The 15,273-nt window shown below is 62.6% G+C and carries 13 protein-coding genes and 1 riboswitch; of the genes, 10 read left to right on the top strand and 3 right to left on the bottom strand.

The features are described from left to right. Positions 1–159 precede the first annotated feature (159 nt). Complete coding sequence (gene ung, locus ACEN83_RS06385) at positions 160–852, bottom strand: uracil-DNA glycosylase (RefSeq protein WP_008050720.1); 693 nt, start codon at positions 850–852, stop codon at positions 160–162. Positions 853–984: 132 nt separating this feature from the next. On the opposite strand from ung, the gene dspII reads away from it, so the two are divergent. Continuing rightward, positions 985–2,097, top strand: a complete 1,113-nt coding sequence (gene dspII / locus ACEN83_RS06380; RefSeq protein WP_007979818.1) for an enoyl-CoA hydratase/isomerase DspII — start codon at positions 985–987, stop codon at positions 2,095–2,097. A 122-nt stretch (positions 2,098–2,219) separates the two neighbouring features. On the opposite strand, the gene ACEN83_RS06375 is transcribed toward dspII, so the two are convergent. Further along, complete coding sequence (locus ACEN83_RS06375; RefSeq protein WP_116580232.1) at positions 2,220–2,672, bottom strand: hypothetical protein; 453 nt, start codon at positions 2,670–2,672, stop codon at positions 2,220–2,222. Between the two features lie 167 nt (positions 2,673–2,839). Next, the gene (locus tag ACEN83_RS06370) at positions 2,840–3,097 is read right to left on the bottom strand and encodes a hypothetical protein (RefSeq protein WP_495579803.1); all 258 of its coding nucleotides are present in this window, start codon (positions 3,095–3,097) and stop codon (positions 2,840–2,842) included. 283 nt (positions 3,098–3,380) lie between these two features. Continuing rightward, positions 3,381–3,481: riboswitch (guanidine-I (ykkC/yxkD leader) on the top strand. Between the two features lie 60 nt (positions 3,482–3,541). Here ACEN83_RS06370 and ACEN83_RS06365 point away from each other — a divergent pair. From ACEN83_RS06365 to ACEN83_RS06325, 9 genes are all read left to right on the top strand, one after another. Next, positions 3,542–4,609: a putative urea ABC transporter substrate-binding protein gene (locus ACEN83_RS06365; RefSeq protein ID WP_495579802.1), complete on the top strand. Its 1,068-nt coding sequence runs from the start codon at positions 3,542–3,544 to the stop codon at positions 4,607–4,609. A 15-nt stretch (positions 4,610–4,624) separates the two neighbouring features. Further along, positions 4,625–5,440 (top strand): ABC transporter permease, encoded by an 816-nt coding sequence (locus tag ACEN83_RS06360; protein WP_495579801.1) that lies wholly within the window; start codon positions 4,625–4,627, stop codon positions 5,438–5,440. Next, positions 5,437–6,225, top strand: coding sequence for an ABC transporter ATP-binding protein (locus tag ACEN83_RS06355; RefSeq protein WP_116580227.1), 789 nt, complete (start codon positions 5,437–5,439; stop codon positions 6,223–6,225). The genes ACEN83_RS06360 and ACEN83_RS06355 overlap by 4 nt, the downstream gene beginning before the upstream one ends. A gap of 13 nt (positions 6,226–6,238) precedes the next feature. Then, complete coding sequence (locus ACEN83_RS06350; RefSeq protein ID WP_495579800.1) at positions 6,239–6,964, top strand: urea amidolyase associated protein UAAP1; 726 nt, start codon at positions 6,239–6,241, stop codon at positions 6,962–6,964. Between the two features lie 11 nt (positions 6,965–6,975). Further along, complete coding sequence (locus ACEN83_RS06345) at positions 6,976–7,629, top strand: urea amidolyase associated protein UAAP2 (protein ID WP_495579799.1); 654 nt, start codon at positions 6,976–6,978, stop codon at positions 7,627–7,629. 266 nt (positions 7,630–7,895) lie between these two features. Further along, positions 7,896–11,528: an urea carboxylase gene (uca, locus tag ACEN83_RS06340; protein WP_495579798.1), complete on the top strand. Its 3,633-nt coding sequence runs from the start codon at positions 7,896–7,898 to the stop codon at positions 11,526–11,528. 25 nt (positions 11,529–11,553) lie between these two features. After that, a complete protein-coding gene (atzF, locus tag ACEN83_RS06335; RefSeq protein WP_495579797.1) occupies positions 11,554–13,332 on the top strand; it encodes an allophanate hydrolase in 1,779 nt (592 codons plus the stop codon). A gap of 216 nt (positions 13,333–13,548) precedes the next feature. After that, positions 13,549–15,042, top strand: a complete 1,494-nt coding sequence (locus ACEN83_RS06330) for a sensor domain-containing diguanylate cyclase (RefSeq protein WP_495579796.1) — start codon at positions 13,549–13,551, stop codon at positions 15,040–15,042. Then, on the top strand, positions 15,029–15,247 hold the full coding sequence (locus tag ACEN83_RS06325; protein WP_495579795.1) for a cysteine-rich CWC family protein: 219 nt from the start codon (positions 15,029–15,031) through the stop codon (positions 15,245–15,247). The genes ACEN83_RS06330 and ACEN83_RS06325 overlap by 14 nt, the downstream gene beginning before the upstream one ends. Positions 15,248–15,273: the final 26 nt, after the last annotated feature.

Genomic DNA, 15,273 nt, shown 5'->3' with positions numbered 1-15,273 from the left:
GCCCCCGCCGGCCGGTCCGCGCTCGGGCGAAGCAGTCGTAAAGCCTGCGCACACGAGTAACCCTGCCTATCAAAAGCTGGGACCGCTACGCGCTCCAACGGGGGCAAGCCCCCTCGCCACAGCAAGCTCCCTCGCCACAAAGGCCCGTCGGGGCAATCATCAAACCGGCGGCAACCGCCACTCGATCGGCGTCTCGCCATTCTGCTCCAGAAACTTGTTGGTGCGGCTGAAGTGCCCGCAACCGAGGAAGCCGCGATAGGCGGACAGCGGTGACGGGTGCACCGAGGTCAACACCAGGTGCTTGGTCGCATCGATCAGCTTCTGCTTGCTCTGGGCATGGGCGCCCCACAGCATGAACACCAGGTGCGGCTGCTGTTGGCTGACCACCTCAATGACCCGATCGGTGAAAAACTGCCAACCCTTGTCCTTGTGGGCATTGGCGTTGGCGCGCTCGACGGTCATGGTGGTGTTGAGCATCAGCACGCCCTGATCGGCCCAGCTCTGCAGGTAGCCATGGTTGGGGATGTCGATGTTCAGGTCGCGCTTGAGCTCTTTATAGATGTTCACCAGCGACGGTGGCGCCGGCACGCCGGGTTGCACCGAGAAGCACAAACCGTGAGCCTGGCCCGGGCCGTGATAGGGATCCTGGCCGAGGATCACCACCTTGACCTTGTCCAGCGGCGTGGAATTGAGCGCGTTGAAAATCATCGGCCCAGGCGGATAGATCTCCTTGCCGGCCGCCCGCTCCTGTTGCAGGAAGTTTCGCAACTCTGCCATGTAGGGCTGGTCGAATTCGGCACGCAGTGCCTCCTTCCAGCCCGGTTCGAGTTTGATACGGTCGTCAGCAGTCATGGTTACATCCGGCAAAAACAATGGGGCGAACCCTAGGAAAGCTCACCACGCTTGTCAATTGATCTGATGCAGATCCGGCACTTTCCCACACAGCGATCATACTTAACCCTCAAATTCCCGATCGAGGTCACGATGAATCTGCACTTCGAAGAACTCACCGGCACCGACGGCGCGCGCATCGGCATCGCCAGCCTAGATGCCGAAAAATCCCTGAACGCCCTGTCCCTGCCGATGATCAACGCCCTGCGCGACCGCATGGAAGCCTGGGCCAAGGACCCGCAGATCGTCTGCGTCCTGTTGCGCGGCAATGGCGCCAAGGCCTTTTGCGCCGGCGGTGAAGTGCGCAGCCTGGTGGAAGCCTGTCGCGTCCACCCGGGTGAAGTACCGCCACTGGCTGCGCAGTTTTTTGCGGCGGAATATCGCCTGGACTTCAAACTGCATACCTACCCCAAGCCGTTGATCTGCTGGGGACACGGCTATGTGCTCGGCGGCGGCATGGGACTGTTGCAAGGCGCGAGCACCCGTATCGTCACGCCGAGCAGCCGCCTGGCCATGCCGGAGATCAGCATCGGCCTGTACCCGGATGTTGGCGCCAGCTGGTTCCTGTCGCGCCTGCCCGGCAAGCTCGGGTTGTTCCTGGGCCTGACCGGCGCGCACATGAACGGCCGCGATGCCATCGATCTGGACCTGGCGGATCGTTTCATGCTCGATGAACAGCAGCCGGAGCTGATCGAAGGCCTGCTGCAACTGAACTGGCAGGAACAGACACCCATGCAGCTCAACAGCCTGCTCAAGGCCTTGCAGCAGGAAGCCGTGGCGCAAATGCCCGAAGCCCAGTGGTTGCCGCGCCGTCGGCAGATCGACGAGCTACTGGATGTCAGCGATGTGCGTTGCGCCTGGAAGGCCATCAGCGCCCTGCGCGACCACAGCGACCTGTTGCTCAGTCGCGCGGCCAGGACCCTGAGTGAAGGCGCGCCGCTGACCGCACATCTGGTATGGGAACAGATCATCCGGGCCCGGCACCTGTCGCTGGCCGAAGTCTTCCAGATGGAATACACCCTGAGCCTCAACTGCTGCCGTCATCCGGAATTCAGCGAAGGTGTGCGTGCGCGGTTGATCGACAAGGACCAGAAGCCGCACTGGCACTGGCCGGATATCAACAACGTGCCGGACGCGGTGGTCGAGGCGCATTTTCACAAGGCCTGGGAAGGTCGGCATCCGCTGGCGGATTTGTCCGAGTACTAGAGCCTGGACATAAAAAATGTGGGAGCGGGCTTGCTCGCGAAAGCGGTGTGTCAGTCAACATCAATGTTGCTGAAATAACGCCTTCGCGAGCAAGCCCGCTCCCACATTAGAACTGCGATTGGCTATCGATGGCCGCCCCGTCCGTTGTGATCGCCACGCCCACCACGATTGCTGCGCCCATCATGACCGCGATAGTCGTTGTTCCAGCCTCCGCGGTTACGGCCGTCCCAGCCATGGTTCTGATGCGCGCGGTAGTCACCCCGCGACGGCTGGTAATAACGAGGGGCCGACTGGTAATGGCGCGACGGTTGATACATCCGCGGCTGCGAGTAATAACGCGGTGTCGGCTGGTAATACCGCGCAGGCGGCATGTAGTACCGGGGCGGCGGTGTGTAGTAACCGCCGCCATTGGAGTAGTAGGAACTCCCTCCGGCGTAATAGGTTGGCGATGGCGAGGTATAGACCTCGGAACTGTAATAACTGCCTCCTTCATCGTAGTAAGGCACGCACCCACCCAGTGACAATCCCAATACAGCAAGCAGAAGAATTCGCCGTAGCGTTTTTTGACAGAGCATGGCGGCCTCCTGGACCGCGGGTGAGCCACACCAGCGACGCTGGCAGGCGACAGTCAAATGTTCGCTGACTGTCGAAAGATCAGACATCGAATTCGGGATCTGGTGCGTCCCTGAAACAAGTAGAAACATCTGCCCGATGAAAGGTTTTTCATCCATTCACGCCCTGATTAACGGTGTCCCCCGTGATATCCACCACCGTGATGTCCACCGCCGTAATACCCGTGGCCACGGGAGTAACCATGCCCACCGTAGTAATAGGCGCGATAACCACCGTAATAACGCGGACCGTAGTAACCGTAGTAATAGGGCGAGTAGTAACCGGGGTAGTAATAAGATTCCCCGTAGACGTCGGCGGGACCGTCGTAGTAGTAGCAGCCAGACAGTCCGAGACCAAGCACTGCCCCCAACAACAATCGACGTAACATGGCGGCCTCCGTAAAGACCTGTGACAGCAGTCGGCACACACCGACTGACATCTGTTTTGACTGGCAATCCCCTGCCAAGTGCGACGTTGCACCCACCTTCTGATCAGCGGCGGACAGGTTCCAAAGCGGTGCACCCGCGCACCATCACAAGGCAGTGCGCCCCTCCCATCAACACCGTCGACCGCCCTGTCGCCCACGCTAGAGCGCTCGGACCAACTTGGCACGCCTCTCGCTTTAACAACTGCGTGCAGGAGTCAATACAGGTTCGCGGCACCACAATTTGCAAATGGCTGACTAGGGTTCCGGCTCGCAATTGCGAGTGACTGGTCCGAGAGTTGGCGACCTCCAGTTGAGGTTACACGGCGGGACAAAAGCCCGGGAGACAAGCCACCGTTAGCGGTGCCGCTGCCGTCCTGTGCGTCCTTGATCAACTGGAGAACCACCATGTCCCAGCTTCGTTTACCCGCCCTGCTCGCCGCTGCGTTCGCCGCCCTCGTGAGCTTCTCGTCCCAGGCAGCCCAGAAAGACCACTTCAGCGTGTGCTGGACCATTTACGCCGGCTGGATGCCGTGGGAGTACGCCGGCAGCCAGGGCATCGTCGACAAATGGGCGAAGAAGTACGGCATCCAGATCGATGTGGTGCAGCTCAATGACTATGTCGAATCGATCAACCAGTACACCGCCGGCCAGTTCGACGGCTGCACCATGACCAACATGGATGCACTGACCATTCCCGCCGCTGGCGGCGTCGACAGCACCGCGCTGATCGTCAGCGATTTCTCCAACGGCAACGACGGCATCGTGCTCAAGGGCGAAGGCAAGAAGGTCGCCGACCTCAAGGGCATGGACGTCAACCTGGTGGAGCTCTCGGTCTCCCATTACCTGCTGGCCCGGGCGCTGGATTCGGTGGACCTCACCGAGAAAGACCTGAAAGTGGTCAACACCTCCGATGCCGATATCTCGGCCGCCTTCAACACCGAACAGGTCAACGCCGTCACCACCTGGAACCCGATGCTCTCGGATATCAAGGCCAAGCCCGCAGTGACTGAAGTGTTCAATTCAAGCCAGATCCCCGGCGAAATCATGGACATGATGGTGGTCAACTCCGAGACCCTCAAAGACAACCCGGCCCTGGGCAAGGCACTGACCGGTGCCTGGTTTGAAGTGGTCGAGTTGATGAACGCGAAAAACGCCGTCGGCAAAGCCGCACTGGAACACATGGCCAAGGCCTCGGGCACTGACCTGGCGGGTTTCCAGGCGCAACTGGACACCACCCGATTGTTCGCCACGCCCAAGGAAGCCCTGGCATTCAGCACCAGCAAGCAACTGCCGGAAACCATGCGCAAAGTCGCCGAGTTCTCCTTCCAGCACGGCTTGCTCGGTGAAGGCGCCAAGGACACCAGCGCGGTCGGCATGGCCTTCGCCAACGGCGTGACCAGCGGCGACAAGGGCAACCTCAAGCTGCGCTTCGACCCCAGCTACGTGCAGATGGCCGCCGACGCCAAGCTGTAATCAGGAGAACCGGCCATGCGCCTGATCAACCGTCACCCGGACCGCCCGAGTCGCCTGTTGTTGGTGATCCTGCCCTTCGCCCTGGTGCTGTTCGCCTATTTCATGGGCTCGGCCGAGCGACTGGCGGACAACCCCAACGACAAGCTGCTGCCCAGCGCCGTGCAGATGACCGATGCGGTGAAACGCCTGGCCTTCGTGGCCGACACCCGCACCGGCGACTACCTGCTCTGGGAGGACACGGCATCCAGCCTGCAACGCCTGGCCATCGGCCTGGGCATCAGCGCCCTGGCCGGGCTGTGCCTGGGCATCGCCGCCGGCACCCTGCCGCTGTTCGGTGCGCCGTTGTCACCCTTGCTGACGGTGCTGTCGATGGTGCCGCCGCTGGCGATCCTGCCGATCCTGTTCATCGTCTTCGGCCTGGGGGAATTGTCGAAAGTGATGCTGATCGTCATCGGTATCACCCCGGCGCTGGCCCGGGACCTGGAACAGCGTGCCCAGGAGATTCCCGTGGAACTGCTGATCAAGGCCCAGACCCTCGGCGCGTCAACCTGGACCCTGATGCTGCGGGTGGTGCTGCCGCAACTGCTCCCACGGTTGTTGATCTCGCTGCGCCTGATGCTCGGCTCGGCATGGCTGTTCCTGATCGCCGCCGAGGCCATCGCCTCTACCGACGGCCTTGGCTACCGGATCTTCCTGGTGCGCCGCTACCTGGCGATGGACGTGATCTTGCCCTACGTGGTGTGGATCACCCTGCTCGCCTGGCTGATGGATTGGGGCCTTAAACGCCTGACCCTGCGTGCGTTCCCCTGGTATGAGGGGGCCGCCAAATGAGCTTCATCACCGTTAAAAACGTCTGGCAACAATACGCCGATCAAGTGGTGCTCGAAGGCCTCAACCTGAACGTCAACGAGGGTGAGTTCTGCACACTGGTGGGTGCGTCCGGCTGCGGCAAATCGACCTTCCTGCGCCTGCTGCTCGGCCAGGAACGTGCCAGTCGCGGCGAGATCCTGCTCGACGGCCAGCCCTTGGCCGGTGAACCGGACGCCAGCCGTGGCGTGGTGTTCCAGCGCTACTCGGTGTTCCCGCACCTGAGCGTGCTGGACAACGTCGCCCTCGGCCTCGAACTGCCGCGCTCGCCCTTGCTCGGGCGCCTGTTCGGCAGCGCTAAAAAAGAGGCCCGCGAACAGGCCTCGGTGCTGCTGCACAAGGTCGGCCTCGGCCATTCGCTGGACAAGTACCCGGCGCAGCTCTCCGGCGGCATGCAACAACGGCTGGCCATCGCCCAGGCGCTGATCATGAAGCCGCGTGTATTGCTGCTCGACGAACCCTTCGGCGCCCTCGATCCGGGCATCCGCAAAGACATGCACGCTTTGCTCCTGGAGCTGTGGCGCGAGACCCGGCTGACGGTGTTCATGGTCACCCATGACCTGTCCGAAGGCTTCAGCCTCGGCACCCGCCTGCTGGTGTTCGACAAGGTCCGTCTCGACCCGCATGCGCCCGGTCGCTATGGCGCACGCATCACCTACGACATCCCTTTGAACAGCGACCGCCGCGCCCAGTGCAGAGCCGTCGACGCCCTGCCGCTGCCGGTGGCGGGCACGCTTCGTATCGCTTAGAGGATTTTTCACAATGACTGATTCGACTCAGCTGTTCCCGCCCTTCGCCGAAGAAATGCTCCCCGGCGGCGGCCATCGTTCCTTCGTGCTCAAGCGCGGCCAATTGCTGCGCCTGACCGACCTGCGCGGCGGCGCCAACGTCAGCCTGACATTGCTCAACGCCAATGAAAAAACCGAGCGCCTGAACCTGCCCGACAGCCTCAAATGCCAACACACCGCCAAGCTCACCGCCAGCCATTGCCTGTACTCGGACATGGGCCGTGTGCTGGCCGCCATCACTGCCGACACCTGCGGCTGGAGCGACAGCCTGGGCGGCGTGCTCTGCGCCGAAGAAGTGGCAGAAAAATACGGCGCGGGCCGCTACCAGGAACTGCGCAACGGCTTCTTCCGCAACGGCACCGACAACCTGCTGGTGGAACTGGGCAAGTGGGGGTTGGGCCTGTCCGACCTGCTGATGACCCTCAACCTGTTCAGCCGCGTGAACGTCGATGACGCCGGGCGCTTCCATTTCGTCGAGGGCAATTCCAAGGCTGGCGACTACATCGAGTTGTACGCACCGATGGACACCCTGGTGGTGCTCACCGCCCTGCAGCATCCGATGGACCCGTCGCCGGAATACGCGCCGAAACCACTGAAGCTCAGCTGGATGAACGCCGACGCCAGCGTCGCCGAACACTGCCGCACCTCGCGCCCGGAAAACGAGCGCGGCTTTATCAACACCGACCGTCTGTTCGCCTGAGGATCGCTGCCATGTCACTCGCAATCGCTACCGCTGCCGTTCACACAAGCAGGCAACCAGACACCGCGATCTACCGCGCCACCATCCCCGCCGGCGAACCCTGGCTGATGGAGGTCAAGGCCGGCCAGACCCTGCGCATCCTCGATCTGGAAGGCAATCAGGCCGTCGACACCTTGTTCTACAGCGTCGCCAATCCCAGGGAGCGCTACGACGTGCAGCGCACGTTGCGCCGGCAGAACAGCGTGTACCTGAGCACCGGCAGCGTGCTGTATTCCAACCTCGGCAAACCGATGCTGACCATAGTCGCCGACACGTGCGGGCGTCACGACACCCTCGGCGGCGCCTGTGCGCAAGAGAGCAACACCGTGCGCTACGCCCTGGAGAAGCGCTACATGCACAGCTGCCGCGACAACTACCTGCGCGCCTGTGTCCACGACGGACGCCTGGGCAAGGGCGACATCGGACCGAACATCAACTTCTTCATGAACGTACCGGTTACCGCTGACGGTGGCCTGACCTTCGAAGACGGGATTTCCGCGCCGGGCAAGTACGTCGACCTGCGCGCCGAGATGGACGTGATCGTGCTGATCTCCAACTGCCCGCAACTGAACAACCCGTGCAACGCCTACAACCCGACCCCTGCGGAGCTACTGGTATGGAACTGAAACTCGCGCGCTTGCGCCGCTGGCTGTTCACCCTGTGCCAGGCCCGTTCAGGCCAATGCATTAAATAACCACCCCTGTAGGAGCTGCCGCAGGCTGCGATCTTTTGATCCTGATCTTAAAAACAAAATCAAAAGATCGCAGCCTTCGGCAGCTCCTACAGGGGGGCGTTTCAGTCATCCGGGACGACCCGGGTGCATTTCGAAAAACTGCGGGACGGCCCGCATCCCAGTCGGGGCTGATGCGCAATCGCCTCCGGGGGTTATGCCATGTTCGAAAAAGTCCTGATTGCCAACCGTGGCGCCATTGCCTGCCGCATCCTGCGGACCTTGCGTGAACTGCACGTGCAGGGTGTCGCCGTTTACTCCGAAGCCGACGCGGCCAGCCTGCACATCCTGCAGGCCGACGAGGCGCACAGCCTCGGTGAAGGCGCCGCCGCCGGCACGTACCTGGCGGTCGATAAAATCCTCGCCATTGCCAAAGCCAGCGGCGCCACCGCGGTCCATCCCGGTTACGGCTTCCTCTCGGAAAACGCCACATTCGCCGAAGCCTGCGAAGCCGCCGACATCGCCTTCATCGGCCCGACACCGGAACAACTGCGGGTGTTCGGTCTCAAGCACACCGCCCGCGCCCTGGCCAAACAACAGGGTGTGCCCATGCTTGAAGGCACCGAGTTGCTCGAGAGCCTCGACGCCGCACTGATCGCCGGTGAACAGGTCGGCTACCCGGTAATGCTCAAGAGCACCGCCGGCGGTGGCGGCATCGGCATGCGCGTGTGCCGCAGCGCGGCCGAGTTGAGCGAATCCTTCGAAGCGGTCAAACGCCTGGGCCAGAATAATTTCAGCGACGCCGGGGTGTTCATCGAGAAGTACATCCAGCGCGCCCGTCACCTGGAAGTGCAGGTGTTCGGCGACGGTCGCGGCGAAGTGATCGCCCTTGGCGTACGCGACTGTTCGGTGCAGCGGCGCAACCAGAAAGTCCTCGAGGAAACCCCGGCACCGAACCTGCCCGCGGGCATGGCCGATGACCTGTGCGCGGCGGCGATCAAACTGGCCAAAGCGGTGAACTACCGCAGCGCCGGCACCGTGGAGTTCGTCTTCGACAGCGAAGCCCAGCGCTTCTATTTCCTGGAAGTGAACACCCGTTTGCAGGTAGAACACGGCGTCACCGAACAGGTGTGGAGCGTCGACCTGGTGCGCTGGATGGTACAACTGGCGGCCGGTGAGCTGCCGCCACTGAGCGATCTGGTACAGGGTTTGAAGCCGCAGGGTCATGCGATTCAGGCGCGGTTGTATGCCGAGGATCCGGGGCGTGATTTCCAGCCAAGCCCCGGTTTGCTCACGGCGGTGAATTTCCCTGACGCCGATGGCAAACGACTGCGCATCGACACCTGGGTCGAAGCGGGCTGCGAGATCCCGCCCTACTTCGACCCGATGATCGCCAAGGTCATCAGTTGGGCGCCGACGCGCGAAGAGGCCACTGAGGATCTGCATCAAGCGCTGGGTGCCAGCCTGCTCTACGGGGTGGAAACCAACCGCGATTACCTGCGGCAGATTCTGGTTGATGCGCCTTTCGCCAGCGGCCAGCCGTGGACCCGTTGCCTGGAAGGCCTGGTCTATCAGGCCAACACGTTCGAGGTACTCAGCGCCGGTACGCAAACCAGTGTTCAGGATTATCCGGGGCGCCTCGGTTACTGGGCGGTCGGCGTGCCGCCTTCAGGGCCGATGGACAGTCGAGCGCTGCGCCTGGGTAACCGTTTGCTGGGCAACGAGGAAGGCGCGGCGGCGCTGGAAATCACCATGAGCGGGCCGTTGCTGCGCTTCAATTGCGAGGCGGTGGTGGCGGTGACCGGGGCGGTGATTCCATTGCTGCTCGACGGTCAAAGCGTGCCGATGAACACTGCGCTGGTGGTTCCGGCAGGCGCCTGCTTGAGCCTCGGCACCATCGCCGGCGCGGGCGCGCGCAGTTATCTGTGCCTGCGTGGCGGCCTGCAGGTACCGGATTACCTGGGCAGCAAAAGCACCTTCACCCTGGGGCAATTTGGCGGGCACGGTGGCCGCGCCTTGCGGGCCGGTGACGTATTGCACCTGCCGGAGCTGAATGACCGCAGCGCCGGTCAGCAACTGGCTGAAGAGCAGGTCACCGAGTTGCCGGCAGTTCGGCAGATTCGCGTGATCTACGGCCCCCACGGTGCGCCGGAATACTTCACCGAAAACTACATCGGCACCTTCTTCGCCACCCAGTGGGAAGTGCATTTCAACTCCAGCCGCACCGGTGTGCGCCTGATCGGGCCGAAGCCGGAATGGGTGCGGGCCGACGGTGGGGAGGCGGGTTTGCATCCGTCGAACATTCACGACAATCCGTATGCGATTGGTGCGGTGGATTTCACCGGGGACATGCCGGTCATCCTCGGCCCGGATGGCCCAAGCCTTGGCGGGTTCGTGTGCCCGGTGACGGTGATCGAGGCGGATCTTTGGCAGTTGGGGCAACTGAAGGCCGGGGACAAAGTGCAATTCATCCCGGTCGATATCAAAACCGCCCGCGATCTCGCCCGCAAATGGGATACCTGTGGGAGCTGGCTTGCCAGCGATGAGGCCCGACCAGACACCGCATCAACTTCATCGCTGGCAAGCCAGCTCCCACAGGGGATGGTGTCGCCTGTGGTGCTGGATATCGGTCAGGGAGATACGCGGCTGGTTGCACGACTGTCGGGCGACACGCATTTACTGCTGGAAATCGGCGCCCCCGAACTGGACCTGGTCCTGCGCTTCCGCGCCCACGCCCTCATGCAAGCCCTGGAAAGCCAACACCTGCACGGCGTGATCGACCTGACGCCAGGCATCCGCTCACTGCAAGTCCACTATCAACCCGAACAAATGTCACTGGCCGACCTGCTCGGCATCGTCGCCGGCGAATGGGACGCCGTGTGCGCCGCCAAGGACCTGCAAGTACCCTCGCGCATCGTCCATCTGCCACTGTCCTGGGATGACCCCGCGTGCCAGTTGGCCATCGAAAAGTACATGACCACAGTGCGCAAGGACGCGCCCTGGTGCCCGAGCAACCTGGAGTTCATCCGGCGCATCAACGACCTGCCGAACCTCGATGAAGTGCAACGCACGGTGTTCGACGCCAGTTACCTGGTGATGGGCCTGGGCGACGTTTACCTCGGCGCGCCGGTCGCCACCCCGCTCGATCCGCGCCATCGCCTGGTCACGACCAAGTACAACCCGGCGCGCACCTGGACCGCGGAAAACTCGGTGGGCATCGGTGGCGCGTACATGTGCGTCTACGGCATGGAAGGCCCCGGCGGTTATCAGTTTGTCGGGCGCACGCTACAGATGTGGAACCGCTACCGCGAAGTCGCCGCGTTCGATGGCAAGCCATGGTTGCTGCGGTTTTTCGACCAGATCCGTTTCTACCCGGTCAGCGCCGATGAATTGCTGCGCATTCGCCAGGATTTCCCCCTCGGGCGCTTCCACCTGAACATCGAACACAGTCAGTTGAACCTGGCGGATTACCAGGGGTTTCTGACGCAGGAAGCCGAGACCATCGGCGCGTTTCGCGAGCAGCAAAAAGGCGCGTTCAATGCCGAGCGTGAACGCTGGATCGCCAGCGGCCAGGCGCATTTCGACAGTGAAGAACCGGCCCCGGAGACGACCGAAGAGGCGCCGCTGGCCAGCGGTCAACAGAGCGTCGACAGCCACATCGCCGGCAACCTCTGGCAGGTTCAGGTCGAGGCCGGCAAGCGCGTCGCGGCCGGTGATGTGCTGGTGATCCTGGAGTCGATGAAGATGGAAATCCCCCTGCTCGCCCCCATGGCCGGCGTGGTGCGCGAGGTGCGCGTGCAACCGGGTTCGGCGGTGCGCGCCGGACAGCGCGTCGTGGTGCTGGAACTTGATTGAACCCATTTTGAAAAGGACTGACACCATGAATATCAACCTGCAACTCGACGCCCTGCGCAGCGCCTACCGCGACGGCAGCCTCACCCCCCGGCAATTGCTGACGAACCTGCGGGACAAAGCCGCCGCGCTGAATCCGGACTATCACCTGTTCATCCACTTGCTCAGTGTCGATGAACTGGAGCCGTACCTCGCCGCCCTCGAGGGTCGCGACCTCGACAGCCTGCCGCTGTACGGCGTGCCATTCGCGATCAAGGACAACATCGACCTGGCGGGCATTCCGACCACGGCGGCGTGCCCGGCATTTGCCTACGTGCCGGAGCGTTCGGCGACCATCGTCGAACAACTGCTGGCCCTGGGTGCGATTCCGTTGGGCAAGACCAATCTCGACCAGTTCGCCACCGGGCTCAACGGCAGCCGCTCACCTTATGGCGCATGCCCCAACAGCGTGTTACCGGAGTATCCGTCGGGCGGCTCCAGCGCCGGATCGTCGCTGGCGGTGGCGCTCGGGGTCGCGAGTTTTTCCCTGGGTACCGACACCGCCGGCTCCGGGCGCGTGCCGGCGGCGTTGAACAACCTGGTCGGCATGAAAGCCACCAAGGGCCTGATCTCGACGGCCGGCGTGGTACCGGCCTGTCGTACGCTCGATTGCGTCACTACGTTCACCGCCACCGCGCGGGAGGCCAGCCGGTTGCTGGCGCTCACCGCACGCCTCGACCCACGGGACGAATACAGCCGCAGCAACCCGCTGTGGAACGACGGCTCGGCGTTCGGCACGCCACGGCCGTTCCGGTTCGGCGTGCCACGTGCACAGGACCTGCAATTCTTTGGCTGCCCTGAAGGCCCATTGTTGTTCGGTGATGCCATCGACCGTCTCAAGGCCTTGGGTGGCGAAGCGGTGGAGCTTGATCTGTCGCCGTTTCTGGAGGCCGCACGTTTGCTCTATGAAGGCCCGTGGGTGGCCGAGCGCTACAGCGTGGCCGGGGAGTTGATGGCACAAAACCCCGAGGCCGTGTTGCCGGTGATTCGCGCTGTATTGGCCAAGGCACCCGCCGTCGACGGCGTGCAGACCTTCCGTGCCCAATACCGGCTGCAAGCGCTCAAGGCACTGTGCGACACGGCGCTGGAAGGCCTCGATTGTGTCGTCACGCCCACCATCGGCCGCCCGGTGTCGCTGGCGGAACTCAAGGCCGAACCGGTACTGCGCAATTCGGACCTCGGCTACTACACCAACTTCATGAACCTGCTCGACTACGCCGCCGTCGCCGTACCCAGCGCGTTCATGGACAACGGCCTGCCATGGGGCGTGACTTTGTTTGGCCGGGCCTTCACCGATCAGTATCTGTTGAGCGTGGCGGATGCCTTGCAGCGCCAGCAAGGCCTGGCCGCTCCTGCACCGGCGCCGGTAGCCCGCCATGATCGGGCGCGGCTGGTGGTCTGCGGCGCGCACCTGGACGGGCTGGCGTTGAACTGGCAGCTCAGGCAGCGCGGCGCCCGGTTGCTGGAAACGACCTTCAGCTCGCCGGATTATCAACTCCATGCCCTGGCCGGCGGCCCGCCGTTGCGTCCAGGCATGGTCCGCGTGAAGGATGGCGGCGTGGCGATTGCGGTGGAAGTCTGGGAGTTGCCCAGCCGAGAACTGGGTTCGTTCCTGACCGGGATTCCGGCACCGCTGGGACTGGGCAAGGTGCAACTGGCCGACGGCCGCTGGGAGAGCGGGTTTATCTGCGAGGCGTACGGGCTGGAGGGTGCGGTGAACATCAGTCATTTCGGCGGCTGGCGGATGTACCTGAAAACCCTCCCCTGACCCACCTCCCGTAGGAGCTGCCGCAGGCTGCGATCTTTTGATTTTGCTCTTTCAAGGATTAATAGAGAGCAGAGTCAAAAGATCGCAGCCTGCGGCAGCTCCTACAAGGACGGCGAGTAATCCATGGGAGCGACCATTCGCGGCGCATATGGGGCAGTTATTTCCCGGCAGTACCCTTAGAATGCTAGCCATCGGATGACTGCCAATGGAATTGCCATGCTGCTTCGCTCGCCGCTGTACTCTCAACGCTCGTTGGTGCTCACGCTGGTCGCATTGCTGGGCGCAGGCTTCCTCGCCACCTCCTTTCTCAGTTACTACGCCTCCCGGGCCTCGATCCGCGACAATATCGTCAACACCGAACTGCCGCTGACCTCGGACACGGTCTACTCGGAAATCCAGAAAGACCTGGTCAGGCCGATCCTGATCTCCTCGATGATGGCCCGCGACACCTTCATGCGCGACTGGGTGGTCAACGGTGAAAAGGATTCCGACCAGATGACCCGTTACCTCAACGAGGTCATGACCCACTACGGTGCCTACACCGCCTTTTTCGTCTCCAACACCAGCCTGACTTACTACCACGCCAAGGGTGTGCTCAAGCAGGTCAAGGCCACCGAGCCCCGCGACGCCTGGTATTTCCGCGTGCGGGACATGAAGGATCCGTACGAAATCAACGTCGACCCGGACCTGGCCAACAAGGACAACCTGACCTTTTTCATCAACTACAAGGTCTACGACTACAACGCCCGGTTCATCGGCGCAGCCGGGGTTGGCCTGACCGTCGACGCCGTGATCAAGCTGATCGACAAGTACCAGCAGCGTTATCAACGCAGCGTGTACTTCGTCGACAACTTCGGACGCCTCGTACTGACAGGTGCCGAAGGCGGTCCGCAAGGTGCGCGCATCGGGCAGAAACTCGGTGAGCTGGACAGCATGAAGGACCTGGTCAACCGGCTGCCAAAACCCCATAGCGGCAGCTACGAATATTCCGTGCAGGGCCAGGGGCACTTCCTCAATGTGCGGTTCATCCCGGAGCTGAACTGGTACCTGTTCGTCGACAAACGCGAGGACAGCGCCCTGGGTGAAATCCGCCAGTCGCTGTACCTCAACCTGCTGATCTGCCTGCTGGTCACGCTGACCGTGCTGGCCCTGCTCAACCAGGTCATCAGGCGCTTTCAGGACAGGATCCAGGCCCAGGCCACCCTCGACAGCCTGACCGAACTGCCCAACCGTCGCGGCTTCGACCTGTTGGCCATACAGGCCATGCAAGAAGCCCGGCGCGAGCCCAAACCGCTGACCGCCTTGCTGCTGGACCTCGACCGTTTCAAGGTGTTGAACGACACTTATGGCCACTTGGCCGGCGATCAGGTATTGAATGGCTTTGCCCAGGATCTGAAGAGCTGCCTGCGGCACTCCGACATCGTCTGTCGCTGGGGCGGTGAAGAGTTCATCGTGCTGCTCAAGGACACCGATGGTGACACCGGTCTGATAATTGCCGAGAAAATTCGTCAATACGTGGAGCAACAGCGCTACACCTACAATGGCCAGATCTTGCAAGTGACCGTCAGCATCGGCCTGACCACCCTGCAGCCCGATGACACCTTGCACACCCTGCTGTCACGGGCGGATCATGCGATGTACCGGGCCAAGCAAAGTGGCCGTAACCGAACCTGCGTGGAAATGGCTCACTCCATCCATGAACCAGCCTGACCTCTGCCCCGCCTGCGGCGCACCCAACGACTGTACCCTGGCCGACCCGCGAACCGCCGACCGCGCCTGCTGGTGCTACGGCGTCAGCATCGACCCGGCCGTGCTCCAGGCGCTGCCGGCGCAACTGCGCAACGCCTCCTGCATGTGCCCGCGCTGCGCCGAGGTCGAGGCGCAGTTGCAAGCAGCGTCCGAATCGATCAAGTAAGATGCGCGGCCCTTTCTTCACTGATC

Source organism: Pseudomonas sp. Pseusp49, assembly GCF_059491875.1.
Note: the sequence above shows the minus strand (reverse complement) of the source record. Positions and strands in the feature narration are given on the sequence as shown.

Excerpts from the sequence above, each read along its gene's own strand:
- ACEN83_RS06350 (WP_495579800.1), top strand. The coding sequence starts at position 6,239 with ATGACTGATTCGACTCAGCTGTTCCCGCCCTTCGCCGAAGAAATGCTC.
- ACEN83_RS06355 (WP_116580227.1), top strand. The coding sequence starts at position 5,437 with ATGAGCTTCATCACCGTTAAAAACGTCTGGCAACAATACGCCGATCAA.
- ACEN83_RS06345 (WP_495579799.1), top strand. The coding sequence starts at position 6,976 with ATGTCACTCGCAATCGCTACCGCTGCCGTTCACACAAGCAGGCAACCA.
- uca (WP_495579798.1), top strand. The coding sequence starts at position 7,896 with ATGTTCGAAAAAGTCCTGATTGCCAACCGTGGCGCCATTGCCTGCCGC.
- ACEN83_RS06360 (WP_495579801.1), top strand. The coding sequence starts at position 4,625 with ATGCGCCTGATCAACCGTCACCCGGACCGCCCGAGTCGCCTGTTGTTG.
- dspII (WP_007979818.1), top strand. The coding sequence starts at position 985 with ATGAATCTGCACTTCGAAGAACTCACCGGCACCGACGGCGCGCGCATC.
- ACEN83_RS06370 (WP_495579803.1), bottom strand. The coding sequence starts at position 3,097 with ATGTTACGTCGATTGTTGTTGGGGGCAGTGCTTGGTCTCGGACTGTCT.
- atzF (WP_495579797.1), top strand. The coding sequence starts at position 11,554 with ATGAATATCAACCTGCAACTCGACGCCCTGCGCAGCGCCTACCGCGAC.
- ACEN83_RS06375 (WP_116580232.1), bottom strand. The coding sequence starts at position 2,672 with ATGCTCTGTCAAAAAACGCTACGGCGAATTCTTCTGCTTGCTGTATTG.
- ung (WP_008050720.1), bottom strand. The coding sequence starts at position 852 with ATGACTGCTGACGACCGTATCAAACTCGAACCGGGCTGGAAGGAGGCA.
- ACEN83_RS06325 (WP_495579795.1), top strand. The coding sequence starts at position 15,029 with ATGAACCAGCCTGACCTCTGCCCCGCCTGCGGCGCACCCAACGACTGT.
- ACEN83_RS06330 (WP_495579796.1), top strand. The coding sequence starts at position 13,549 with ATGCTGCTTCGCTCGCCGCTGTACTCTCAACGCTCGTTGGTGCTCACG.
- ACEN83_RS06365 (WP_495579802.1), top strand. The coding sequence starts at position 3,542 with ATGTCCCAGCTTCGTTTACCCGCCCTGCTCGCCGCTGCGTTCGCCGCC.